Consider the following 23398-nt stretch of genomic DNA (forward strand, 5'->3'; position numbering starts at 1 on the left):
CGGCCGGGCCGCCGGCCCTCTCCCGGGTGGCGCAACACGGGCCTTGACCGTAAAGTTACTCGCCAGTAGGTGAAGTGGAACACACCCCGCCGGGGCCACATACTACTGTTAGTCGTACCCCCCTTGCGGGCCAATGGATATCAAAGGAGCTATCGTGCGAGAAATCAGTGTCCCGCCCCTGGTCACCGTCCCACCGGCGACGAACGTAACGGACCTGGTCCTGCGCCAGGCCGCGAAGGCGTCCAACCCGGCCCTGTTCTCACGGCTCGACGCCGCAGGCCAGTGGCAGGACGTCCGGGCGACCGATTTCCTGGCCGATGTCTCCCTGCTCGCCAAGGGCCTGATGGCCAGCGGCGTGGCTGCCGGCGACCGGGTCGGCATCATGTCCCGCACCCGGTACGAATGGGCCCTGATCGACTTCGCGATCTGGTTTGCCGGCGCCGTCTCGGTCCCGATCTATGAAACGTCCTCCCCCTCACAGGTTGCCTGGAACCTCGGCGACTCCGGCGCCGTCGCCGCCTTCGGCGAGTCCGCCCACCATGAGGACATCATCCGGCAGGCTGCCAGCTCCGAGGGCCTCACCGGGCTGAGGCACGTCTGGCAGCTGGAAGGTGACGCCCTCGACGAGGTCCGCGCCGCCGGCAGCGGGATCAGCGACGAGGAACTCGAAGCCCGCCGCAGTCAGGCCTCGCTCAACGATCTCGCCACCATCATCTACACCTCCGGCACCACCGGCCGGCCCAAGGGCTGCGAGCTGACCCACGGCAACTTCGTGGAGCTCTCCGACAATGTGCTGGCCACGTCCCTGGGCCAGATCGTCCACGAGCAGGCGCGGACCATCATGTTCCTCCCGCTCGCGCACGTCTTCGCCCGCTTCATTTCTGTGCTGGCGGTGGCGGCCGGCGTTACCGTGGCGCACACTCCGGACATCAAGAACCTGCTGCCGGACCTGCAGAGCTACAAGCCGACCTTCATCCTCGCGGTGCCGCGGGTCTTCGAAAAGGTCTACAACTCCGCTCTGACCAAGGCCGAGGACGGCGGTAAGGGGGCGATCTTCCATCGCGCCGCGGAAACCGCCATCGCCTATTCGCGGGCTCGCCAGGCGGGCAAGCTGGGCCTGGGCCTGCGGCTCAAGCACACCCTGTTTGACAAGCTCGTCTACGGCAAGCTCCGCGACGCCATGGGCGGCCAGGTCGCGCACGCGGTGTCCGGCGGCGGCCCGCTCGGCGAACGCCTCGGCCACTTCTTCCAAGGCATCGGCCTGCAGATCCTCGAAGGCTACGGCCTGACCGAAACCACCGCCCCGGTCACGGTCAACACGCCCGGCCTGATCAAGATCGGCACCGTCGGCGCGCCGATTCCCGGCAACGCCGTGAAGATCGCCGACGACGGCGAGATTCTCGCCAAGGGCGTCTGCGTGATGCGGGGCTACTTCAACCGGGAGGACCTCACGGCCGAAGCCTTCGTGGACGGCTGGTTCCGCACCGGCGACATCGGCCAGCTTGACGGGCAGGGCTTCCTGACCATCACCGGGCGGAAGAAGGAAATCATCGTCACCGCCGGCGGCAAGAACGTGGTGCCGGCCCTGCTCGAGGACCAGATCCGCGCCGACGCGCTGGTTTCGCAGGTCCTTGTGGTCGGAGACAACCGTCCGTTCATCGGCGCCCTCGTGACGCTCGACGAGGAGGCGCTCCCGGGCTGGCTGCAGCGCCACGGCCTGCCGGCGTCGACCACGGTGGCCGAGGCGACCGTAAACCCCGCCGTCACGGCGGCGGTCCAGGAGCTGATCAACCGTGCGAACCAGTCCGTCTCGCAGGCCGAGGCCATCAAGTCGTTCCGGATTGTTCCCTCCGATTTCACCGAGGCCTCCGGCCACCTGACGCCGTCCATGAAGGTCAAGCGCGCCCAGGTGATGAAGGACTTCGAGAACGTGATCGAGGAGATGTACTCCGCGAAGCGCACCACGCACGCCTAAGACCCGCTTCCACGCGTTGGCATAAACCAGGAAGGGCTCCTCCGGCCGTAGCCGGAGGAGCCCTTTTTGCTGTGCTGCCGTGTCCGGCCGCGTTACTCCACGACCAGCAGCAGGTCGCCGCCCTGGACCTGCTCGACGGGGCCGACGGCGAGCCGCGACACGGTCCCGGCCACCGGCGTCGTGATCGAGGCTTCCATCTTCATGGCCTCGATGGTCGCGACCGTGTCCCCGGCCTTGACCGCGTCGCCGGCCTTGACGGTCAGGGTGACGGCGCCGGCGAACGGCGCGGCGACCTGGCCCGGCTGCGAGGCGTCGGCCCGCTCGGCGGCCTTGACGTTGCTGACCACGGAGCGGTCACGGACCACCACGGGCCGGGACTGTCCGTTGAGCGTGCACATCACGGTCCGCATGCCCTTCTCGTCCGGCTCGGAGACGGCCTCGAGCGAGGCGATCAGACGCACGCCCTTCTCCAGCTCGATCTCGTGCTCGGCGCCGCGCTGCAGGCCGAAGAGGTAGTCGCGGGTGTCCAGGACGGAAAGATTTCCGTAGGCCTCGACACTCTTCTGGTAGTCCTTAGTGGGACCGGCAAAGAGCAGCCGGTTGAGGGTCTGCTGCACCGTCCTGGAGTCACCTTTAAGCGCGGCACTATCTTCGGCGCTGAGTTCGACGTCGCGGACCTTGACGCTGCGGCCCTGCAGGGCCTTGGTCCGGAACGGCTCGGGCCAGCCGCCGGGAGGGTCTCCCAGTTCGCCGGAGAGGAAGCCGATCACGGAGTCCGGGATGTCGTACTTCTGCGGGTTCTCGTTGAAGTCCGCCGGGTCCGCGTTGAGGCCGACCAAGTGCAGGGCGAGGTCGCCAACCACCTTGGACGAGGGCGTGACCTTCACGAGCCGGCCCAGGATGCGGTCCGCTGCGGTGTACATGTCCTCGATCGCTTCGAAGCGTTCGCCCAGCCCCAGCGCGATCGCCTGCTGGCGCAGGTTGGAGAGCTGGCCGCCGGGGATCTCGTGCTGGTAGACCCGGCCGGTGGGGCCTGGCAGTCCCGACTCGAACGGTGCGTAAACGCGGCGCACGGCCTCCCAGTACGGTTCCAGGGCGCATACATTGGCCAGGCTCAGGCCGGTGTCCCGCGGCGTGTGGGCCAGCGCCGCGACGAGGGCCGAGGCGGAGGGCTGGCTGGTGGTGCCGGCGAGCGAGGCCGAGGCGACGTCGACGGCGTCCACGCCGGCGTCCACGGCAGCCAGCAGGGTGGCCAGCTGGCCGCCCGCCGTGTCGTGGGTGTGCAGGTGTACCGGGAGGTCGAACTTCTCCCGCAGGGCCGTCACGAGGCGGGCTGCCGCCGCCGGGCGCAGCAGTCCGGCCATGTCCTTGATCGCGAGGATGTGCGCGCCGGCGTCGACGATCTTCTGGGCCAGGTCCAGGTAGTAGTCGAGGGTGTACAGCTTCTCGTCCGGATCGAGCATGTCCGCGGTGTAGCAGAGGGCGACCTCGGCCACGGCGGTGCCGGTGGCGCGGACGGCGCGGATGGCGGGGGCCATCTGGTTGACGTCGTTGAGGGCGTCGAAGATGCGGAAGATGTCGATGCCGGTCGCGGCGGCCTCGTTGACGAAGGCCACCGTCACCTCTTCCGGGTATGGCGTGTAGCCGACGGTGTTCCGGCCGCGGAGCAGCATCTGCAGGCAGATGTTCGGCAGCGCCTTGCGCAGCGCGGCCAGGCGGTCCCAAGGGTCCTCGCCCAGGAAGCGGAGGGCGACGTCGTAGGTCGCGCCGCCCCAGGCCTCGACGGAGAGCAGTTCGGGCAGCAGCTTAGATACTGCCGGTCCGGCCGCCACGAGGTCCCGGGTCCGGACGCGGGTGGCCAGCAGGGACTGGTGCGCGTCGCGGAAGGTGGTGTCGGTGACGGCGACGGCGTCCTGCTCGCGCAGGGCCTTCGCGAAGCCCTCCGGGCCGAGTTCGAGCAGCCGCTGCCGGGACCCCAAGGGGGCGTCACTGTCCGTCAGGGCGGGCAGCTTGTCGGCCGGGTCGGTGTGTGCCGTGAGCTCGCCGTTGGGCTTGTTGACGGTGACCTCGGCGAGCCAGGTCAGCAGCTTGGTGCCGCGGTCCGCGGAGACGCGGGCCTTGAGCAGTTCGGGGCGTTCGTCGATGAACGAGGTGGCGACGTCACCGGCGACGAAGTCCGGGTCGTCCAAAACGGCCTGCAGGAAGGAAATGTTGGTGGAGACGCCGCGGATCCGGAACTCGGCCAGGGCGCGCCGGGCGCGGGCGACGGCGGTCTTGTAGTCGCGGCCGCGGCAGGTCAGCTTGACCAGCATCGAGTCGAAGTGCGGGCTGATCTCGGCGCCGGAGTAGACGGTGCCGCCGTCGAGCCGCACACCGGCGCCGCCGGCCGAACGGTAGCCGGTGATCTTTCCGACGTCGGGGCGGAAGCCGTTTGCCGGGTCCTCGGTGGTGATGCGGGACTGCAGTGCGGCGCCGTTGAGCTTGACGGTCTCCTGCGAGAGGCCGAGGTCGGCGAGGGTCTCCCCCGAGGCGATCCGCAGCTGGGCCTGGACGAGGTCGACGTCGGTGACTTCCTCGGTGACCGTGTGCTCGACCTGGATGCGCGGGTTCATCTCGATGAAGACGTGCTGGCCGGCCCGCTCGCCCACGGTGTCGACGAGGAACTCCACGGTGCCGGCGTTGACGTAGTTCAGGGCCTTGGCGAACTTCACGGCGTCCCGGTAGAGCGCCTGCCGGATGCCCTCATCGAGGTTCGGCGCGGGGGCAATCTCGATCACCTTCTGGTGGCGGCGCTGGATGGAGCAGTCGCGCTCGAAGAGGTGCATGACGTTGCCCTCGGCGTCGGCGAGGATCTGCACTTCGATGTGCCGCGGGCGCAGCACCGCCTGTTCCAGGAACATGGTGGGGTCACCGAAGGCGGCGTCGGCCTCGCGCATGGCGGCCTGCAGGGCCTCGGGCAGCGCGTCCCGGGTGTCCACCCGGCGCATGCCGCGGCCGCCGCCGCCGGCGACGGCCTTCGCAAAGATGGGGAAGCCGATTTCGTCCGCGGCGGCGATGAGTTCGTCGACGTCCTTGGACGGTTGGCTCGACTTGAGCACCGGGACGCCGGCCTTGCGGGCGGCCTCCAGTGCGGCGACCTTGTTGCCGGCCAGTTCAAGGACTTCTGCCGGCGGTCCAACGAAGGTGATGCCGGCGGCAGCCGCGGCGCGCGCCAGGTTGGGGTTCTCCGAGAGGAATCCGTAGCCGGGGTAGATCGCGTCGGCCCCGGCCTCCTTCGCCACGCGCACCACCTCGTCAACATCGAGGTAGGCCCGGACCGGGTGCCCCTCCTCGCCGATCAGGTACGCCTCATCCGCCTTCTGGCGGTGGATCGAGTTACGGTCCTCGGTCGGGAACACTGCAACGGTCTTGGCACCCAGCTCATAGCTGGCGCGGAAGGCGCGGATGGCGATTTCGCCGCGGTTAGCCACCAGAATCTTGGAAAACATACTTCTCCTGCATCATCGCGGGTGGTTCGGTAAGTCGTCACAGTTTCTAAGACTGGTGTGCGCAAACACAAATCATTGTGGCGCCCATCACAGCATTATGCGTCATTTCGGCGGCATTGGGCAGATCGCTGTCGCGCGGGGGGCTCCGCCGCGGTCCGGGCACCCGCCGGCCCGGATAAGTCGGGCCGGATGAGAAAGGTTTCGGTGCCTGGTCAACATATGATGAGTTGGTGGGTGGCGCATGCACGCCCCGGTCCGAAGGAACGCACGGGCCGGCATGACCCAGTCTCGGCAACCGGCGTTAGGTATTGGTTTTTCAAGTGCAAGTAGTCAGCATCAGCAGCCTCAAAGGCGGTGTCGGCAAGACCTCCGTGACAACCGGACTGGCGTCGGCCGCACTCGCAGCCGGCATCCCCACCCTCGTGGTCGACCTTGACCCGCACGCGGATGCCAGCACCGCCCTCGGCGTCCGGCCCGATGAACAACTCGACATCGGCCGGATGCTCAAGTCCCCGCGCCGGGCCCGCCTCGCCGACAACGTTGTCCCCAGCGGATGGGTGGAGCACAGCGCTTCTTCCAAGGGAACAGCAGCGTCCGTACTGGATGTCGCCATCGGCTCGGCCTATACCGGAATCTACGACCGGCCCGACCTCGGCCGCCGCGACCTGCGCCGACTCTCCGCCGTGCTGGCAGGTGCCGGGCAGTACGAACTCGTGCTGATCGACTGCCCGCCCTCGCTGAACGGCCTGACCCGGATGGCCTGGTCCGCCAGCGACAAGGTCGCCCTGGTCGCCGAGCCGGGACTGTTCTCCGTCGCGGGCACCGAGCGCACCATGCGCGCCATCCAGCTGTTCCGGCAGGAATTCGCGCCAGGCCTCTCCCCCGCAGGCATTGTCGCCAACCGGGTGCGGGCCGGCTCCTCGGAGCACACCTTCCGTCTGGCCGAGATGCAGTCCATGTTCGGCGAACTGCTGCTCACCCCGCACATCCCGGAGCAGGCGAACTGGCAGCAGATCCAGGGCGCGGCCCACTCGGTCCATCACTGGCCCGGGGACTCCGCCAAGAACGCCGCGGCGTTGTTCGACACGCTGCTAGGCAACCTGATGGGGGCCGGCGGTACCGGGGAGCTGGCGGCTGCGGGCATGGTCCGCAACCGCAGCCAGCGTTAGCTGTACTGTTCCGGCTCGAAGTCCGGCCTCCCGGATGGAGGACAACAAGAAGCGCGGGGCCACGATGTGGCCCCGCGCTTCTTAGTTAAATCTTCCGGCAGTGCTAGCCGATCTTGCGGGCCGCGCGGCGCTTGCTGAGTTCATCGTCGGGGAAGGACTGGTCCGAGGCGTGTTCGCTCGGCAGTGCCGCGAGGCTTCCCTCCACTTCGCGCCAGACCCGGCCGACGGCGATGCCAAAGACACCCTGTCCGCCCTGGACCAGGTCGATGACTTCATCCGCCGAGGTGCACTCGTAGACGCTCGCGCCGTCACTCATCAGCGTGATCTGGGCGAGGTCTTCGACCCCGCGCTCCCGGAGGTGCTCGACGGCGGTGCGGATCTGCTGCAGGGAGACGCCGGTGTCGAGGAGCCGCTTGACGACCTTGAGGACGAGGATGTCGCGGAAGCCGTAGAGGCGCTGCGACCCGGAGCCGGCGGCGCCGCGCACGGCGGGTTCGACGAGCCCGGTGCGTGCCCAGTAGTCCAGCTGGCGGTAGGTGATCCCGGCCGCCTTGCACGCGGTGGGGCCGCGGTAACCCGCGTCTTCGTCCAGGACGGGAAGATCCTCGGTGAAGAGCAGGCCCTGGGCACCGCTCGCGGGCACAGCAACGCCTGCCGTCGAGGTCTGCTTGAGCTCGCCTGCTTCGCCTTTCGGACTCACGTGGATCCTCCTTGTCATGAGTTCCCGCGGGAACTTGCAGCAACGACGCGCTGTCCGGGACCTGCGTCGGACCGAGTAGGCACGAAAATCATCCGTGTAGTTTCGGCTCCGGCTGCTCTGTCCAGTGTGACTTGCGCGGCTGTTGTATGCAATGGGAACTTGTACCTCCGACGTTAGGCCTGCCGGGGCCCAAGGTCAAAGACGTTGGCGGTATTGCCGGGGCGTGTCGAAACTTTCGACCTCGACTTTAAGCTTAGGGCTGTTTCAGCCGGCGAAATCCTCGGGTTCGACGTCGTCCAGGAACTCGCGGAAGCGGCGCAGCTCGCCCTCTTCGTCGACGGCGGGCCCGGGCTGGGCCTCCTCGCCGTCGTCGTGCTCGGTGATCCGCACACCGGCTTCTTCCATCACGGCGTCCGCGCACCAGATCCGGCATTTGGCCCGCAGGGCCAGGGCCAGGGCATCCGAGGCCCTCGAGCTGACGGTGGTGCCGTCTTCGAACTGGAGCTGGCCGTAGAAGATGTTGTCCTCGACCGCCACGATATTGACGCTGACGATCGTGTGGCCCAATGCCTCGACAACGTCCACCAGCAGGTCGTGCGTCATCGGCCGCGGCGGGACCACACCCTGCTGGGCCAGGGCGATGGCGCTGGCCTCCGGGGTGCCGATCCAGATGGGGACGTGGCGCTCCCCGTGCATCTCCTTGAGCAGCACAAGCGGTTGGTTGGACGGCAATTCAATCCGTACGCCTACGATTTCCACCTCAATCATCAGATGTCCATCCTCGAGATGCGGTCCTGGACCAGGGCCCGGTGCAGCGTCAGGCAGAGTTCGCTGATTTCGCGGGCGGCCTCGGCGGCGCGGGCGTGAGAGGCGGCGTCCTTCCGCGAGGTCAGGGTCGCCACCGCCCGTTCCACCAGCCCGAATTCGCGTTCGGCGGCGGCCTGGAACGGGCGCAGGTGCCGCGGTTCCAGGCCGTGGCCCTCCAGTTGCACGCAGGCCCGGGCAACCTGCAGGGCATGTTCATCGAATTTGCCGTTGACGTGGCCGATCAGGCCGAAGCTGAGCAGGGATTCGAGCAACGGCACGCTGGCCCCGGACTCGGTGCGGAGCTGCTCTTCGCTGAGCAGGCGTACCCGGTGGTTCAGCTCGGCGGCGAGTTGGTCCGAGACGATCCGCGGCGAGACCGTGACCCCGGGAGGCAGGTTGTCCGGGCGTTCGCCGCGGTCAATCGCGTCGAGGTAGTCCTTGATCACCTTCAGCGGCAGGTACTGGTCCCGCTGCAGGGCCAGCACAAAGCGGAGACGCTCGACGTCGCCCTCGGAGTACTGCCGGTACCCGGCGGGAGTCCGCTGCGGGTTGATGAGTCCCTTTTCTTCAAGGAACCTGATTTTCGACGCGGTCATGTTGGGGAAGTCGTCGCTCAACTGAGCCAGAACCTCCCCGATGTTCAGGACCTGGGGTCCGCGCCGTTCGGCTTGTGCCATGGCCACAGGCAACTACCCCGATATCAGACGTTGCCTGCGGTACGGGCAGGGCTGAGGTAGAAGGTGAGCCGGAACTTGCCGATCTGCACCTCGTTACCGGACTTCAGCTCCACACTGTCGACACGGTCGTGGTTCACGTAGGTGCCGTTCAGGCTCCCGGTGTCCACGACCTCGAAGCTGCGCGCCGTGCGGCGGAATTMAACGTGGCGGCGCGAGACCGTGACGTCGTCGAGGAAGATATCGGCGTCCGGGTGGCGGCCCGCCGTCGTGACGTCCGAGTCGAGCAGGAAGCGGGCGCCGGCGTTGGGGCCGCTGTGTGCCACCAGCAGGGCGGACCCTGCGGGCAACGACTCGATGGCCGTGCGTTCCTCGACCGAAACCTTCGGGGTGAGGGTGGGCTCGTCGCGCACGGGAGTGAGATGGATCGATGTGGTCTCCGAGGCTTTCACTCCACCCGTGCCGTATTCACCGGTGTCGTTCTGTCCGTGCCCAACCATTGAGTCCTCCTCATTCGTTGCAGGTGTCCCCCCTGCAAACAACGCATGCCGTCCGGAAAAGCCTGGCAGATCCGGTAGTCAGTCCCCCCGGCCGGCCACTGTGTCCAGTAATTGCTGTCTCCAACAACTGCTGTGTCCAGTAACACGGCCCGGAGACCTTCCCATTAGCCTACCTGTTGTTCGTACTCCGATGCACTGAGCAACGACTCCACGGCGTCGGCTTCTGCGAGCTTGATTTCGATCAGCCAGCCCTCGCCGTAGGGATCCGAATTGATCAGGGCGGAATCGGTGTCCAGGGCCTCGTTGCGGGCCACTACCTCGCCGCTGACCGGGGCGTAGATGTCGCTGACACTCTTGGTGGACTCGACCTCCCCCACGACGTCGTTGGCCTTGATGTCGGTGCCGACCTCCGGCATCTGGGCGTAGACGACGTCCCCGAGCGCGTCCTGGGCAAAATCCGTGATCCCCACGCGCACGACTCCGTCGGCATTCGGGGCGGAGACCCATTCGTGTTCCGCGGTGTAGGACAGCTCTTCGGGAATGATGCTCATGGCGGGCCTTTCGTCTGGTCAATCACCAAGGTCGACGGCGGCCGATCGAACGGGCCGCCGCTGAAAGTATAGGCATATCCGGCCGGACCCCGGGAGGACTCTGGCATGATGGGGCCATGGCAGCACCTGCACCCGTTCCGGTCGGATTTGCCCATGCCTGAGCTACCGGAAGTGGCAGCCCTCGCGGATTTCCTGGACACGCGCCTGCGCGGTGCGGTCCTCACGAAAATCCAGATCGTCTCGTTTGCGGTGCTGAAGACGGCGGATCCTCCCATCTCGGCGCTGGAAGGCAGGACCGTGACGGGGGTGCGCCGCCATGGCAAGTTCATGGACCTGGAGGCCGACGGGCTGCATCTTGTCTTTCACCTTGCCCGCGCCGGCTGGGTGCGGTTCACCGACGCGCCCACCGGCGCGGTGCTGAAAATGGGCAGCGGGCATATCGCGGCGCGGCTGTCGTTTTCCAGCGGGGGCGGACCACTTGACCTGGACCTGACCGAGGCCGGCACCAAGAAGAGCCTGGCGGTCTACCTGGTCCGCAGCCCGACGGATGTGCCGGGGATCGCGGCGCTCGGACCGGATCCGTTCAGCCCGGGGTTCGACGTCGAGACCCTGGCCGGGATCCTCGCGGCCGGCAAGCAGCAGATCAAGGGGCTGCTGCGCAGCCAGGGCATCATCGCCGGCATCGGGAACGCCTACAGCGACGAGATTCTGCACGCGGCCAGGATCTCCCCGTTCGCCATCGCCGGCGCCCTGGACCGGGCGGCGGTAGAGCGCCTGTACGACGCCATCCACGAAATCCTGGGCACGGCACTGGCCGAGGCCCGCGGGAAACCGCCGGCCGAGCTCAAGGACGCCAAGCGGAGCCACATGCGGGTGCACGGCCGGGCCGGCGAAGCATGCCCGGTTTGCGGAGACACCGTGCGAGAGGTCTCCTTTGCCGACACCGCGCTGCAGTACTGCCCGCACTGCCAGACGAAGGGAAAGATCCTGGCGGACCGCCGGACGTCTCGTTTTTTGAAGTAGGACTTTTCCAGGAGCCGCTTTACGAAGTCGACCGGTTCGGGAAACAGAAAACCCCGCCATTCCGTTGCCGGAATGGCGGGGTACTTTCTGTTGGTCGGGCTGACAGGATTTGAACCTGCGACCCCTTGACCCCCAGTCAAGTGCGCTACCAAGCTGCGCTACAGCCCGTTGGTTCCGCCGTTCTCCGCTCTTGATGATGTCCTGTTGTTATCCAAAGGATTTCATCCGAGCAGTCCGGCCGAACCACCTCCAAAAGCTTACACGATTCCGGAGGGTGCCCGTGACACTTTCACTTATGTCACGGGAACTTTTACCCTCAGCGGGCGCGTTCGGAATTAGCGCTTCTTGCCGCGCTTTTCCCGGACCCGCATGTTTACCTCGATCGGCGTGCCCTCGAAGCCGAAGGTTTCGCGGAGCCGGCGGGTGATGAAGCGGCGGTAGCCGGGATCCAGGAAGCCGGTGGTGAAGAGCACGAACTTCGGCGGCCGGCTGGAGGCCTGGGTGCCGAAGAGGATGCGGGGCTGCTTGCCGCCGCGGACCGGGTGCGGGTGTGCCGCCACCAGTTCGCCGAGGAAGGCGTTGAGCCGTCCGGTGGGGATGCGCTTGTCCCAGCTCTCCAGCGCAGTGTCCAGGGCAGGAACCAGCCGGTCCTTGTGCCAGCCGGTCTTGGCCGAGATGTTGACGCGCGGCGCCCACGCCACGTGGGCGAGGTCCTGTTCGATTTCGCGTTCCAGGTAGGTGCGGCGTTCGTCGTCGAGCAGGTCCCACTTGTTGAACGCGAGCACCAGCGCGCGGCCGGACTCGATCGCGAGCTGCAGGATGCGTACGTCCTGCTCGCTGAGCACCTCGTCCACGGCGAGGAGCACGACGGCGACCTCGGCCTTTTCGAGCGCGCTCTGGGTGCGCAGCGAGGCGTAGAAGTCGGCGCCCTGGGCCATGTGCTGGCGGCGGCGGATGCCTGCCGTGTCGACGAAGCGCCAGGTGCGGCCGCCGAGTTCGATGAACTCGTCGACCGGGTCACGGGTGGTGCCGGCGGTGTTGTCGACGACGACGCGTTCGGAGCCGGCGAGCTTGTTCAGCAGCGAGGACTTGCCGACGTTCGGCCGGCCGATCAGGGCGATCCGGCGCGGGCCGCCGCTGCGCTCGAGTCCTTCGATCGTGGAGAACTCCGGCAGCGTGTCCATGACATGGTCGAGCAGGTCGGCGACGCCGCGGCCGTGCAGGGCGGAGACCGGGTACGGCTCGCCGAAGCCGAGGCCCCAGAGCGCGGCCGAGTCGGCTTCCTGGGCGAAGTCGTCGACCTTGTTGGCCACCATGATGACCGGCTTCTTGGACTTGCGCAGCATCTTCATGACGCCTTCGTCCGTGGCGGTCGCGCCGACGGCGGAGTCCACCACGAACAGCACGGCGTCGGCGAGCTCCACGGCCATCTCGGCCTGCTCGGCGACGCGGGCGTGGATGCCCCGGGCGTCGTGCTCCCAGCCGCCGGTGTCAACCACGGTGAAGTTCCGGCCGTTCCAGTGCGCCGAGTACATAACGCGGTCACGGGTGACGCCGGGGGTGTCCTCCACGACGGCTTCGCGGCGGCCCAGGATGCGGTTGACCAAGGTGGACTTGCCGACGTTCGGCCGGCCGATGATGGCCAGGACGGGGTCAAGCTTGACCGGGCCGTCGAAGTCCTCGTCCTCGTAGCGCCCGCTCAGCAGGGCGGCGTCTTCCTCGTCCAGTTCGTAGTCGTCCAGGCCGGCGCGGAGCGAGGCCGCGCGGAGCTCGGCTTCCTCGTCGTCCAGGGCGGCAAGGTTCTCCGCCACCTGGTCCGTGCCGGTGGGCGTGTATTCGTCTTCGCCGGCGCCAAAATGGCCGGGGGTTTGAGTCGTATCGCTCATTGCACTTTCCTTAGGTGGTGATCTGCCGGCGTCGCGGCTACTGCTGTCTGTGGTTCTTGCGGTGAATCCGCGTCGGGCAGGCGCTGCCCGCTGCTCTGAATTGTGTCCTGGACGTGCCGTGCCAGTGCGGCGCGGATCTCGGTTCCCACCCTGTCCATTGAAGCACGCCCGGTCTCCCCGGGCCTGCGGCTGACGGTGAGGGCCCCGCCGAAGCTGACGTGCAGCCGCCGGCCGGGACGGGGAACCGCGTTGAGGTGCTCGCCGCTGATCCTGGTCCCGAGGATGGCTACCGGGATCACGGTGGCCCCCGAGTTCAGCGCGAGCCAGGCCACCCCGTTGTTGATAGCGGCGGCCTCTCCGCTCCCCCGCGTGCCTTCGGGCAGGATCCCGACGCACCGTCCGGCGTCGAGGACGCTCTTGGCCCGTTCCAGCGCCGCCCGGTCACCCGAACGGTCCACCGCCAACTGGCCGGAGGCCTTCAGGACCAGGCCCAGGAACCCCTTGAACATCTCCTTCTTGACGAAGATGTGCATCGGCCGGGGCGCCGCACCGAACATGACCGGGCCGTCCAGGAAACTGATGTGGTTTCCGGCGAAGATGACCGGCCCCGCCGCCGGGACGTTGGCGCGGCCCTGGACGGTGGTCCGGTACACCAGATGGTCCAGCAGCCAGCCGACCGGCCGGCTCCAGGCCATGGTCCCGTGCTTGAACCAGCGGCCGGGAAGCTGCGCCCCGGCTGAGCCCTCAGTCACGGTCGATGGCCGTGTGGTTGATGGCCGTGTGGGTGACGACCCGGTGCACGATCCCGAGGGCCGCGTCAACGGTCTGGGCAAAGTCCAGGTCCGAGGAGTCCAGCGTGACCACGCCGTCGGCGGCCTGCGTGAAGTTCACCACGGTGGAGTCCTTGGCGTCCCGCGCCGTGACTTGCGCGGCAAGCTGTTCGGCGTTCTGGCTGCCGCCGAGCTGGATGCCGCGGCGGCGAAGCCGGGCCTCTTCGCTGGCGGTGAGCAGCATGCGCACCTCGGCATTGGGAGCGACGACGGTGGTGATGTCCCGGCCCTCCACCACCATTCGGCGGTGGTGCTTTTCGATCAGCGCGCGCTGCCGGCGGATCAGTTCGGTCCGTGCCCCGAGCGTGGTGGCGACCGCGCTGACCGCAGCGGAGATGCCCGGTTCGCGGATGGCCTCGGTGATGTCGGCACCCGCGACCCGGACGTACTCTTCCTGCGGGCTGGTGCTGATCTCCAGTTGGAGGGCCTCGGCAGCGGCTTCGATGGCTTCGGCGTCGGCGAGGTCCAGGCCGCTGTCGAGGCAGAACCAGGTCAGGGCCCGGTACATGGCGCCGGTGTCGAGGTAGGCCAGCCTGAGCCGGCGCGCCACCTCTTTGCTGACGCTGGATTTGCCGGAGCCGGAGGGGCCGTCGATTGCGACGACGAGGCTCTTGCCGGGGCGGACGACGTCCACCGTTTCAATGAGTTCCTGGGTCATTACTGGAGTACCCGCCATCCACGGTCGTTGAGGGCTTCGATGAGCAGCTCGTGCTTGTTGGGCAGCACGGAGAGTTCCACCATGCCGACATTCTGTCCTGAGGAGTGGTCCAGTCGGAGGTCCTCGAGGTTGACGCCGATCTCGCCGATCTCGGTCAGGAGCCTGGCGATCTGGCCGGGCGTGTCGTCCACCAGGACGGTCAGCCAGGAGTAGGCCTGCGGCGGTCCGCCGTGCTTGCCCGGGATCCGGGCCTGGCCGGCGTTGCCTTCGCTGATCAGCTGGGCAAGGTCCAGCCTGGCACCGGGCGCGGTCGGATCCTCGAGGGTTCCGATCAGCCGGTTCAGGTCCTCGCGGACGCCGTAGAGGATCTCCACGACCTTGCCCGCGTTGGCGCCGAGGATCTGCACCCAGAGCGTGGGGTCGCTCGCGGCGATCCTGGTCACGTCCCGCAGCCCGTTGCCGGCCAGCGAGAGCGCGTGCAGCGGGGTTCCCTGCAGCCGGCTGGCTACGAGGGAGGACATGACCTGGGGCAGGTGCGAGACCAGCGCCACGGCCTCGTCGTGTTCCTCGGCACCGAATTCGGAGACGACGGCGCCCAGGTCCCCGGCCAGCGCACGCGCCGCCTGCAGGGCCTCGGGCCGGGTTTCCGGCGTGGGGCAGAGCACCCACGGCATCGAGGTGAACAGTTCCCCGCGGGCGGCGACGGGGCCGGACTTTTCCCGGCCCGCCATCGGGTGGGTGCCGACGTAGCGGCCCAGGTCGGCGCCGCGCTCGCGCAGCTCCGCCTGGATGGACGCCTTGACGCTGGCAATGTCCACCACAACGGCCTGCGGGTAGTCCGCGAGGGCGCGGGCGACGACGTCGGAGGTCACGTCCGGCGGCGCGGCGACCACGACGAGTTCCGGCGTTTCGCCGTCAAGGCGCGCCAAGGGCAGGCCTGCGCCGATGTCGACGGCGACGGCCTGGTTGGTGGGCGACGGGTCGGAGAGGAACACGGCGACGCCGCGGCCCCGGAGCCCCAGCCCGATGCTGGTGCCCAGCAGTCCGGTGCCCACGACCACGACCGGCCCGTTCAGGTGGCCGCGGCCGTGGGTGCGAAAAGCGGACATGCCTTACAGCCCCACGGATGCCAGCAGGTGGCCGACTTCCTGCTTGCCGAGGTTGCGGATGCTGCCCTGGCGCTGGTCGCCCAGGCCGATGGGACCGACTTTGACGCGGACCAGGCGCAGTACCGGGAAACCGACGGCGTCGAAGAGGCGCCGCACAATGCGGTTCTTGCCCGAGTGCAGCACGACCTCGATCAGCACGTGGCCCGGGGTCGAGTCGACGAGCTTGAAGGAGTCGACCGAGGCAATGCCGTCCTCGAGTTCGACGCCGGCCTTGAGCTGCGCGCCGACGCCCTGCGGGAACGGCCCGCGGACCTGGACGAGGTACGTCTTGGGCACCTCGTAGGAGGGGTGCGTCAGGCGGTTGGCGAGTTCGCCGTCGTTCGTCAGGAGCAGGAGCCCCTCGGTGGCGACATCGAGCCGGCCGACGTGGAAAAGGCGTTCGCCGTGGTGGTTGCGGACGAAATCGCTGACGCACGGACGGCCGTCCGGGTCTTCCATCGTGGAGACAACGCCCTTGGGCTTGTTGAACACCATGTAGACCATGTTTTCGTCCAGCTGGATGCGCAGGCCGTCCACGTGGATCACGGACGCCTTGGGGTCGACGCGCATGCCGAGCTCGGTGACGACCTGGCCGTCGACCTCGACGCGGCCTTCGGCGATCATTTCCTCGCAGACGCGCCGGGAGGCGACGCCGGCGGAGGCCATGACCTTTTGCAGACGGACACCGTCGGCATCGTGCAGTTCGGACTGCGGCACGGGTCCGCGCGGGCCGCGTTTGCGGGCCGGCTTCCGGACCGGGCCGAGGTTCTGGCCGAAGCGTTCGCCGCCGAACGCGCTGGAACCGGTGGCCTTGGCCGCTCCGGCGCCGATGCGCGGCTTGGGCTTGAGCGCGCCCGGCGTACCGGGGACCTTGCCGGCACCGGGCTTGCGTGCCGCAGGCTTGCGGGCGGCCGGCTTACGCGCTGCCGGCTTGGCGCCGTTGCGGTCCCCGGATTCCGGAGCTGAACCCGCGGGGTTCAGGTCCGGATCGATGAAAGCCTCTTCGCGCGGCTTGGGCCGCTTGAACGGGCGGTCGCCGCCGCCCTTGGAGAAGTCGCGCTGGCCTCGGCCGGCGCCGCCCGCACCCTGGGTGCGTGCTGATTGATGTCCGGCGCTGGTGCGTCCCGAACCGTTACGTGGTGAACCCTGGCGTCCCGCCTGTGTCATGACCCGTCCTTCGTTTGTTGGCCCGCGGCGGCTGCCTCACGGCAGCCCCCACCGGCCGGGCAAATGGTTCTGCCCTGGTGGATACTCGTTACGCAGGCAGCATTCCTGCCTACATTCTTCCTGCGTCGTAAAACTCTGCTATGCCTTCAAGCCCTGGAAGATGGGGCGAAAGCTGAGGCAACTCAGCCACCGAGCCGATTCCCATACGTTCGAGGAAATACGACGTCGTGCGGTACAGGATGGCCCCGGACTCAGGATCGGTTCCCGAATCCTCGATCAGTCCGCGCTGGGTCAGCGTCCGCACGACGGAGTCAACATTGACCCCTCGAATTGCAGACACCCGCGCCCTGGAAACGGGCTGGCGGTAGGCGATGACGGCGAGCGTTTCGAGCGCCGCCTGCGTCAGCCTGGCTGTCTGTCCTTCCAGCACGAATCCGCCTACGACGTCGGCGAACTCAGCGCGGGAATAGATCCGCCAGCCTCCGGCGATATTCCGCAATTCAAAACCCCGGGGGGCGGCACCGAAACCAGCACGATTAATCGCAGTGCTGGCGTCGTCCGCATCCGGGGCATTACCAGTATAGCCGTTATACTCCCGTTGCAGTTCCCCGAGCAGGCCCTCGACGGCGTCGACCGTCAGGTTCAGGCCGGCGGCCAGCTCCGTGGCCGTGGCCGGTTCGTCGACCACCATGAGCACGGCCTCCAGCGCGGCACGGGCGCCGCCGGGCAGTCCGGAAACGTCCGGAACCCGGGAGTCGCCGGCGTCGGATCCGGCCGCGCCTGATGGGGCCCCGCCGGCTGTGGCAGAGGTGGGTGCTTCGGTCACGGCTGCTCCTCGTATTCTTCGCTCAGCTTGTCGCTGCTCCAGTCCGGGTCGTCGGCGGTCCAGTGCACGGACAGCTCGCCGAGGGGAAGCAGTTGGTCGAAGCCCACTGCCTTGTCCCGGAACATTTCCAGCAGCGCGAGGAACCGGGCCACCACTACGAGGGTGGACTCGGCGTCGGCGATCAGGGCCCGGAAGGTGAGTGCCTTGCCAAGACGCAGGCGGTGGCCGATGATTTCGGCCTGCTCCTTCACGCTTACCGGCGTGCCATGCAGGTGTTCGAGGCCCACTTCGGTGGGGGCTGCTTCCTTGGGTTTCAGGGCCGCTTCGGCCAGAGCCGCGAACTGCTGCGGGGTGTGCTTCCAGACCAGCTCGGGCAGGAGGGCGGCGAACTGGCCCTCCAGGGCGACCTGCCGCGGGTAGCGCCGGCCCTCCAGCTCCAGCGTCGAGCCGATCAGTCCGGCAACCTGCTTGAAGGCCTTGTACTGGAGCAATCGGGCGAAGAGCAGGTCGCGGGCTTCGAGCAGCGCGATGTCCTCGTCGTCCTCGACCTCGCCGGCGGGCAGCAGCCTGGCCGCCTTGAGGTCCAGCAAGGTGGCGGCGATGACCAGGAATTCGCTGGCCTCGTCCAGGGCCCAGTCCTCCCCCAGCCGTTGCAGCCCCTTGATGTATTTGATGAACTCGTCGGTGACCGTGGCCAGCGCCACCTCGGTGATGTCCAGCTGGTGCTTGGAGATCAGGCCCAGCAGCAGGTCGAAAGGGCCGGTGAAGTTGGCCAGCCGGACCTCGAATCCGGGCTTCTTCCCGGGCGGCGACAGCTCTGCCGTCGCGGTTCCCGTCGCCGCCATAGCCCTGGTTAGGGCGCGCCGCCGCGCGAAATCAGCTCTTTGGCCAGGCGGCGGTAGGCGTCGGCACCGGCGTGGTTGCCGGCGTAGCTGGTAATCGGCTCGGCAGCCACGGTGGCGTCGGCGAACTTGATGGAGCGCTTGATCACGGTCTCGAAGACCTTGTCCCCGAAGGCCTCCACGAGCCGGGCGATGACCTCGCGGCCGTGCAGGGTGCGGGAGTCGTACATGGTGGCGAGGACGCCGTCGACCTGCAGGCGGGGGTTCAGCCGGTCCTGGACCTTGTCGATCGTCTCGACCAGCAGCGCCACGGCGCGCAGGGCGAAGAATTCACAGATCAGCGGGATGATGACGCCGTGGGCCGCGGTCAGCGCGTTGACCGTGAGCAGCCCGAGCGAGGGCTGGCAGTCGATCAGGACAACGTCGTAGTCGTCTTCGACCTTTTTCAGGGCCCGGTCCAGGACCTGTTCACGGGCGACCTCGTTCACCAGCTGGACTTCCGCGGCGGAGAGGTCGATGTTGGCCGGCAGCAGGTCCACATTTTCGACGCCGGTCTTCTGGATGGCGTCGCGGATGTCGACCTTGCGGTCCATCAGCACGTTGTAGACCGTGAGGTCCAGCTCGTGCGGATTGGTGCCAAGGCCGGCAGAGAGGGCGCCCTGCGGGTCGAAGTCGACCAGCAGTACGCGGCGGCCGTATTCGGCCAGGGCAGCGGCCAGGTTGATGGTGGACGTGGTTTTGCCCACGCCGCCCTTCTGGTTGACCATGGCGATGACCCGGGCCGGGCCGTGGGATGACAGCGGCGCGGGCTCCGGAAAGTCGCGTTGGGGGCGCCCGGTGGGGCCCATGATGGCGTCTTCCAGGTCGAGTCCGGTGCCTTCCAGAGTGGCTGAACCCTGTTCGCTGCTCACGTATCTATCCACACTTTCGATGACGGTGATTTTCGTGCCTGACCCTGCCGGCTGCTTGTTGTGCTGACTGGCTCATGTTGCGGCCTCATCTTGCTTGCGGCCGCCCGGCAAGGATCGTTATTCCTCCCAAGGTTACAGCCCCCGACACGGTATTCGACGGACCTTGACAACCGCCGTTCCGCGCGCCTTGACCCTCTGGTAGAGGTCGAGGGTTGCCTGGCACCGGGACCCCGCCGCAAACGAAACCGCCCGGACGCGGGGTGCGCGTCCGGGCGATTTCAGTGCGTTCGGGCTGGTGCTCAGGCGTTGACCGGCACCGGCTGCGCGGCCTGGCCGGCTGGCTGGTCGGCGGCCACGTGCCCAGTGTGGCCGGCGATCATGGTCTGCTCGTCGAAGGGCTCGGCGCCGGAGAGGACACGCTCGACCTGTCCGCCGTTGATCTCCTTGACCCAGGTGCCGATCAGGACGGTCGCCACGGCGTTGCCGGTGAAGTTGGTCAGCGCGCGGGCCTCGGACATGAAGCGGTCGATGCCGACAATCATGCCCACGCCGCCAAGCAGTTCCGGACGGTGGGCCTGCAGGCCCGCTGCCAGGGTGGCGAGGCCGGCGCCGGTGACGCCGGCGGCGCCCTTGGAGGCGATGATCATGAAGATCAGCAGCGAGATCTGGGCGCCCAGGTCCAGCGGGGTGCCCATCGCGTTGGCGACGAACAGGGAGGCCATGGTCAGGTAGATGGCCGTGCCGTCGAGGTTGAAGGAGTAGCCGGTGGGGACCGTGACGCCGACGACGGGCTTGGAGACACCGAGGTGTTCCATCTTCGCGATCAGGCGGGGCAGGGCCGCTTCGGAGGAGGACGTGGAGAAGATCAGCAGGTATTCGCGGCCGAGGTAACGCATCAGGCGGAAGATGTTGACACCCGAGACGACCTGGAGCAGGCCGCCCAGGATCACGACGATGAACACCGCGCAGGTGATGTAGAAGGCGACCATGAGGGTGGCCATGCTGATGATGGCCTGCACGCCGGTGGCGCCGACGACGGCGGCGATCGCACCGAATGCGCCGACCGGGGCGAGCCACATGACCATGATCAGGATGCGGAACACGAGGGCCTGGCCGTGGCCGATGGCCTTCAGGATCGGGGTGCCCTGCGGGCCCATCTTCTGCAGCGCGAAGCCGACCAGGATAGCGGCGAGCAGGGTGGGCAGCACGGGGATGTCGCCCGGGATGATGCCGAGCAGGAAGTCGACGGTGCTGTCCGTGGCGGCCTTCTTGTTGGGATCGTACGGGGCGAGCTTGAGGCCCTCACCCGGGTGGATCAGGTTGCCGACGACGAGGCCGATGGCCAGCGCGAAGGTCGACATGACGATGAAGTAGCCGAGGGCCAGGCCGCCGACCTTGCCGACCGTGGCGGCCTTGGCGATCGAGCCGATGCCCAGCACGATGGTGCAGAAGATGACGGGGGCGATCATCATCTTGATGAGCTTGATGAAGCCGTCGCCGAGCGGCTTGAGGGACTTGCCGACCTCGGGGAAGATCAGGCCGACCAGGGCGCCGAGGACCACGGCGACAATGACTGCGATGTACAGGTAGTGGGACTTGTCCAGCCCCTTGCGCTTTTTGACCGGCGCCGCGGCGGTTGCCGCTGACTCTCCTCGTTGAGAGGCCATGGTGTTCTCCTTGTATAGGCTGGACTTCGATGCGGCTTGGGGTGCGCATCACGTCCGTTCTGCGTGTTTCTCCATCATTGGGGATGAAGTGACGCGCATCACCGTTGCGTTCATATTGGTCATGGAAGGTGCAGTTGATCCATCACTGGAGCATCGCCCGCAGGCTGTTTGTGGCCCACTTGCTGTTCATGCTGGCCCTGACCGCCGTCGTCGGCACGGCCACCTTCGTCGACGCCCGCGACCACGCCTACGAGGAAGCCGGCCGGCGGATGGCCGGGATCGCCACCGCGGTGGCAGACAACCCCCTGGTGCTGCAGGCGGCGAGCGCCCCCAATCCCTCGGCGAGGCTCCAGCCCTACGCCCTGGAGGTGATGCGGGACGCCCGCGCGGACTTCATCACGATCATGGCGCCGGACCGGACCCGGTGGACCCATCCCCGCAACGAGGAGCTGGGCAAGCCCTACATCGGCTCGATCGACGCGGCCCTGCGCGGCGAGGTCTTCACCGAGATCATGGCCGGCACGCTCGGACCGTCCGTGCGGACGATCGCCCCGGTCAAGGACGCCGACGGCAAGGTCCGGGCCCTGGTGGCGGCGGGCGTGACGGTGGGGACGGTGGATGTCGCGTTTTCCGGCCGCCTGCCGGCGCTGCTCGCGATCGCAGTGGCTCTGCTGGCCGGCGGTTCGGTGGCCTCCTGGCTGCTGGGCCGCTACCTCCGCCGGGTTACCCGCGGCTGGGGCCCGGAGCAGCTGGCGCAGCTGTTCGCCTATTACGAGTCGGTGCTCCACTCGGTCCGCGAGGGGGTGATCCTGATTGACCCGAAGGGCAAGGTGGTGATGTACAACGATCAGGCGGCCGCGCTGCTCGGGGTGCCGCCCCGCGCCGTCGACGTCGGGTCCTCCGGCGGCCGCGGACCGGACGCGCCGTCGCTGGCGGAACTGCCGCTGGCCCCCAGCCTCAAGGAACTCTTCGAATCCGGCCGGACCGCCCAGGACGAAATCCACCTGACCGGCCCGCGTGTCCTGGTGGTGAACCAGGGCCCCGCGGTCGGGCCCCGCTCCCCCGCGGCCCGGCAGCGGCCGGCGGCCTCCGGCGCCCCCGTCTACGGCACGGTGGCCACCATCCGGGACCGCACCGAAATCGAGTCGCTCGGCAGCGAGTTGGAGACCATGCGGACGCTCTCCGACGCCCTCCGCGCCCAGACCCACGAACACGCCAACCGGCTGCACACCATCGTGTCCCTGATGGAACTGGGCCGCGGCAACGAGGCACTGGATTTCGCCACCAACGACCTGGAGCTGAGCCAGCGGCTGACCGATGACCTGGTCAGCTCCCTCGAGGAGCCGGTGCTCGGCGCCCTGGTCATGGGCAAGGCCGCCGAGGCGCACGAACGCGGCGTCGAACTCATCCTCACCACCGACGGCTCCACGGCGGTGACCGGACTGGCCGTCCAGGATCTCGTTGCCATCCTCGGCAACCTGCTCGACAACGCGATCGACGCCGCGGCCGATGCGCCACCGCCGCGCCTCGTGGAGCTGAGTGTCTCCTCGGCGGGCGGAGCCCTGGAGATCACGGTGGAGGACAGCGGCCCCGGCATCGATCCGGACGCCGTGGAGGATGTTTTCCGGCACGGCTTCAGCACCAAGGCTCCGGGTCCCTTCGGGCGCGGCCTCGGGCTGGCCCTGGTCCGCCAGGCCGTGCAGCGCCTGGGCGGTAGCATGACAATCACCAGCCCGGCCGGGGCACTGTTCCGTGTCACCCTGCCGACGGCACCGGCTGCAGCGGCAGGCGCGGCGAGAGACGCCGCGGACGGCGCCAGGGAAGAACCAGCCGGGACAGCAGAGGAACAGCAATGAGCGATATCCGCGTACTCGTCGTCGAGGACGAGCCGATCGCCGCGGCCGCCCACGCCGCCTACATCGGCCGACTCGAGGGCTTCACCCTGGCCGGGTCTGCCCCGGACGGGCAGTCCGCCCTGCGCCTGATGACGGACCTGTCAGCCGCCGGGCAGCCCGTGGAACTGGTCTTGCTGGACATGAACCTGCCGGACCTGCACGGGCTGGACATCGCCCGCCGGATGCGGGCCGCCGGCCTCTTTGCGGACATCATCGCGATCACGGCGGTGCGGGAGCTGAACATCGTCCGCAGCGCCGTGGCAACCGGCGTCGTGCAGTACCTGATCAAGCCGTTCACCTACGCCACGTTCGCGGACAAGCTGAGCAGCTACCGGCAGTTCCGTGAACAGCTGGCCTCCCCCGGCCCGGGCGGTACCGGCGCGGGGGCGTCCCAGAGTGACGTGGACCAGGCCTTCGCCAGCCTGCGGGCGCCCTCCGAACTGCCGCTGCCCAAGGGCCTGTCCGCCTCGACACTGGATTCCGTGCAGGACTTCATGAAGCTGCAGGCCGGTGCGGTGTCGGCCAGCGAGGTGATGGAAGCACTGGGCATGTCCCGCGTCACGGCCCGCCGCTACCTCGAGTACCTCGCGGACGCCGGTACGGTGTCACGCACCGCACGCTACGGCGCCCCCGGCCGGCCGGAGAACGAGTACCGCTGGAGCCGGCCGGCGTCGTAGCCCT

20 protein-coding genes and 1 tRNA gene are annotated in these 23398 nt (G+C 68.0%); 5 read left to right on the forward strand and 16 right to left on the reverse strand.

Annotated elements, in window-relative coordinates; all coding sequences use genetic code 11:
• Positions 1-154: 154 nt before the first annotated feature.
• Positions 155-1975: an AMP-dependent synthetase/ligase gene (locus tag AC1DBD_RS15105; protein WP_476982412.1), complete on the forward strand. Its 1821-nt coding sequence runs from the start codon at positions 155-157 to the stop codon at positions 1973-1975.
• Positions 1976-2067: 92 nt separating this feature from the next.
• Here AC1DBD_RS15105 and AC1DBD_RS15110 read toward each other — a convergent pair whose 3' ends face one another.
• On the reverse strand, positions 2068-5463 hold the full coding sequence (locus AC1DBD_RS15110; RefSeq protein WP_476892762.1) for a pyruvate carboxylase: 3396 nt from the start codon (positions 5461-5463) through the stop codon (positions 2068-2070).
• A gap of 320 nt (positions 5464-5783) precedes the next feature.
• Here AC1DBD_RS15110 and AC1DBD_RS15115 point away from each other — a divergent pair, with 320 nt between their 5' ends.
• The gene (locus tag AC1DBD_RS15115) at positions 5784-6632 is read left to right on the forward strand and encodes a ParA family protein (RefSeq protein ID WP_476982413.1); all 849 of its coding nucleotides are present in this window, start codon (positions 5784-5786) and stop codon (positions 6630-6632) included.
• Positions 6633-6735: 103 nt separating this feature from the next.
• Here AC1DBD_RS15115 and AC1DBD_RS15120 read toward each other — a convergent pair whose 3' ends face one another.
• From AC1DBD_RS15120 to gcvH, 5 genes are all read right to left on the reverse strand, one after another.
• Positions 6736-7332, reverse strand: a complete 597-nt coding sequence (locus tag AC1DBD_RS15120; RefSeq protein ID WP_476917778.1) for a MerR family transcriptional regulator — start codon at positions 7330-7332, stop codon at positions 6736-6738.
• Between the two features lie 264 nt (positions 7333-7596).
• Positions 7597-8100, reverse strand: coding sequence for a bifunctional nuclease family protein (locus AC1DBD_RS15125; RefSeq protein ID WP_175321577.1), 504 nt, complete (start codon positions 8098-8100; stop codon positions 7597-7599).
• Positions 8100-8816, reverse strand: coding sequence for a transcriptional regulator FtsR (gene ftsR, locus AC1DBD_RS15130; RefSeq protein WP_175321576.1), 717 nt, complete (start codon positions 8814-8816; stop codon positions 8100-8102). The genes AC1DBD_RS15125 and ftsR overlap by 1 nt, the downstream gene beginning before the upstream one ends.
• Before the next feature lie 23 nt (positions 8817-8839).
• Positions 8840-9313, reverse strand: coding sequence for an FHA domain-containing protein (locus AC1DBD_RS15135; RefSeq protein ID WP_476982414.1), 474 nt, complete (start codon positions 9311-9313; stop codon positions 8840-8842).
• Positions 9314-9477: 164 nt separating this feature from the next.
• Positions 9478-9864: a glycine cleavage system protein GcvH gene (gene gcvH, locus AC1DBD_RS15140; protein ID WP_138769663.1), complete on the reverse strand. Its 387-nt coding sequence runs from the start codon at positions 9862-9864 to the stop codon at positions 9478-9480.
• Positions 9865-10017: 153 nt separating this feature from the next.
• Here gcvH and AC1DBD_RS15145 point away from each other — a divergent pair, with 153 nt between their 5' ends.
• Positions 10018-10887 (forward strand): Fpg/Nei family DNA glycosylase, encoded by an 870-nt coding sequence (locus AC1DBD_RS15145; protein WP_476982415.1) that lies wholly within the window; start codon positions 10018-10020, stop codon positions 10885-10887.
• 91 nt (positions 10888-10978) lie between these two features.
• On the opposite strand, the gene AC1DBD_RS15150 is transcribed toward AC1DBD_RS15145, so the two are convergent.
• The 10 genes from AC1DBD_RS15150 to AC1DBD_RS15195 all read right to left on the reverse strand — a co-directional run bounded on the left by AC1DBD_RS15150 (position 10979) and on the right by AC1DBD_RS15195 (position 20822).
• A tRNA-Pro gene (locus tag AC1DBD_RS15150) sits at positions 10979-11055 on the reverse strand.
• Positions 11056-11222: 167 nt separating this feature from the next.
• On the reverse strand, positions 11223-12773 hold the full coding sequence (gene der / locus AC1DBD_RS15155) for a ribosome biogenesis GTPase Der (RefSeq protein ID WP_346959094.1): 1551 nt from the start codon (positions 12771-12773) through the stop codon (positions 11223-11225).
• Complete coding sequence (locus AC1DBD_RS15160; RefSeq protein WP_441418936.1) at positions 12770-13468, reverse strand: lysophospholipid acyltransferase family protein; 699 nt, start codon at positions 13466-13468, stop codon at positions 12770-12772. The genes der and AC1DBD_RS15160 overlap by 4 nt, the downstream gene beginning before the upstream one ends.
• Before the next feature lie 49 nt (positions 13469-13517).
• The gene (cmk, locus tag AC1DBD_RS15165) at positions 13518-14261 is read right to left on the reverse strand and encodes a (d)CMP kinase (RefSeq protein ID WP_441418903.1); all 744 of its coding nucleotides are present in this window, start codon (positions 14259-14261) and stop codon (positions 13518-13520) included.
• Positions 14261-15370: a prephenate dehydrogenase gene (locus tag AC1DBD_RS15170; RefSeq protein ID WP_441418904.1), complete on the reverse strand. Its 1110-nt coding sequence runs from the start codon at positions 15368-15370 to the stop codon at positions 14261-14263. Before AC1DBD_RS15170 ends, cmk begins: the two co-directional genes overlap by 1 nt.
• A 3-nt stretch (positions 15371-15373) precedes the next feature.
• Complete coding sequence (locus AC1DBD_RS15175; RefSeq protein WP_441418905.1) at positions 15374-16576, reverse strand: pseudouridine synthase; 1203 nt, start codon at positions 16574-16576, stop codon at positions 15374-15376.
• A gap of 109 nt (positions 16577-16685) precedes the next feature.
• Positions 16686-17306: an SMC-Scp complex subunit ScpB gene (gene scpB / locus AC1DBD_RS15180; protein ID WP_476909555.1), complete on the reverse strand. Its 621-nt coding sequence runs from the start codon at positions 17304-17306 to the stop codon at positions 16686-16688.
• Between the two features lie 92 nt (positions 17307-17398).
• The gene (locus AC1DBD_RS15185) at positions 17399-18247 is read right to left on the reverse strand and encodes a segregation and condensation protein A (RefSeq protein ID WP_476909488.1); all 849 of its coding nucleotides are present in this window, start codon (positions 18245-18247) and stop codon (positions 17399-17401) included.
• Positions 18248-18255: 8 nt separating this feature from the next.
• Positions 18256-19155 carry a ParA family protein gene (locus AC1DBD_RS15190; protein ID WP_441418907.1) on the reverse strand — a complete coding sequence of 300 codons (900 nt, stop codon included), beginning with the start codon at positions 19153-19155 and terminating at the stop codon, positions 18256-18258.
• A 299-nt stretch (positions 19156-19454) separates the two neighbouring features.
• A complete protein-coding gene (locus tag AC1DBD_RS15195; protein WP_476892767.1) occupies positions 19455-20822 on the reverse strand; it encodes a cation:dicarboxylate symporter family transporter in 1368 nt (455 codons plus the stop codon).
• A 134-nt stretch (positions 20823-20956) separates the two neighbouring features.
• Between AC1DBD_RS15195 and AC1DBD_RS15200 the strand changes: the two genes are divergently transcribed.
• Together AC1DBD_RS15200 and AC1DBD_RS15205 are read left to right on the forward strand one after the other, a co-directional pair.
• On the forward strand, positions 20957-22678 hold the full coding sequence (locus AC1DBD_RS15200) for a sensor histidine kinase (RefSeq protein ID WP_476982416.1): 1722 nt from the start codon (positions 20957-20959) through the stop codon (positions 22676-22678).
• Entirely contained in the window at positions 22675-23394 is a 720-nt protein-coding gene (locus AC1DBD_RS15205) for a response regulator (protein ID WP_441418910.1), read from the forward strand. The genes AC1DBD_RS15200 and AC1DBD_RS15205 overlap by 4 nt, the downstream gene beginning before the upstream one ends.
• Positions 23395-23398 lie beyond the last annotated feature (4 nt).

The organism is Arthrobacter sp. 10T419, assembly GCF_056394105.1.

Excerpts from the sequence above, each read along its gene's own strand:
- gcvH (WP_138769663.1), bottom strand. The coding sequence starts at position 9,864 with ATGAGCATCATTCCCGAAGAGCTGTCCTACACCGCGGAACACGAATGG.
- AC1DBD_RS15160 (WP_441418936.1), bottom strand. The coding sequence starts at position 13,468 with ATGGCCTGGAGCCGGCCGGTCGGCTGGCTGCTGGACCATCTGGTGTAC.
- AC1DBD_RS15195 (WP_476892767.1), bottom strand. The coding sequence starts at position 20,822 with ATGGCCTCTCAACGAGGAGAGTCAGCGGCAACCGCCGCGGCGCCGGTC.
- AC1DBD_RS15185 (WP_476909488.1), bottom strand. The coding sequence starts at position 18,247 with ATGGCGGCGACGGGAACCGCGACGGCAGAGCTGTCGCCGCCCGGGAAG.
- AC1DBD_RS15175 (WP_441418905.1), bottom strand. The coding sequence starts at position 16,576 with ATGACACAGGCGGGACGCCAGGGTTCACCACGTAACGGTTCGGGACGC.
- AC1DBD_RS15170 (WP_441418904.1), bottom strand. The coding sequence starts at position 15,370 with ATGTCCGCTTTTCGCACCCACGGCCGCGGCCACCTGAACGGGCCGGTC.
- cmk (WP_441418903.1), bottom strand. The coding sequence starts at position 14,261 with ATGACCCAGGAACTCATTGAAACGGTGGACGTCGTCCGCCCCGGCAAG.
- AC1DBD_RS15110 (WP_476892762.1), bottom strand. The coding sequence starts at position 5,463 with ATGTTTTCCAAGATTCTGGTGGCTAACCGCGGCGAAATCGCCATCCGC.
- AC1DBD_RS15145 (WP_476982415.1), top strand. The coding sequence starts at position 10,018 with ATGCCTGAGCTACCGGAAGTGGCAGCCCTCGCGGATTTCCTGGACACG.
- AC1DBD_RS15205 (WP_441418910.1), top strand. The coding sequence starts at position 22,675 with ATGAGCGATATCCGCGTACTCGTCGTCGAGGACGAGCCGATCGCCGCG.
- ftsR (WP_175321576.1), bottom strand. The coding sequence starts at position 8,816 with ATGGCACAAGCCGAACGGCGCGGACCCCAGGTCCTGAACATCGGGGAG.
- AC1DBD_RS15125 (WP_175321577.1), bottom strand. The coding sequence starts at position 8,100 with ATGATTGAGGTGGAAATCGTAGGCGTACGGATTGAATTGCCGTCCAAC.
- der (WP_346959094.1), bottom strand. The coding sequence starts at position 12,773 with ATGAGCGATACGACTCAAACCCCCGGCCATTTTGGCGCCGGCGAAGAC.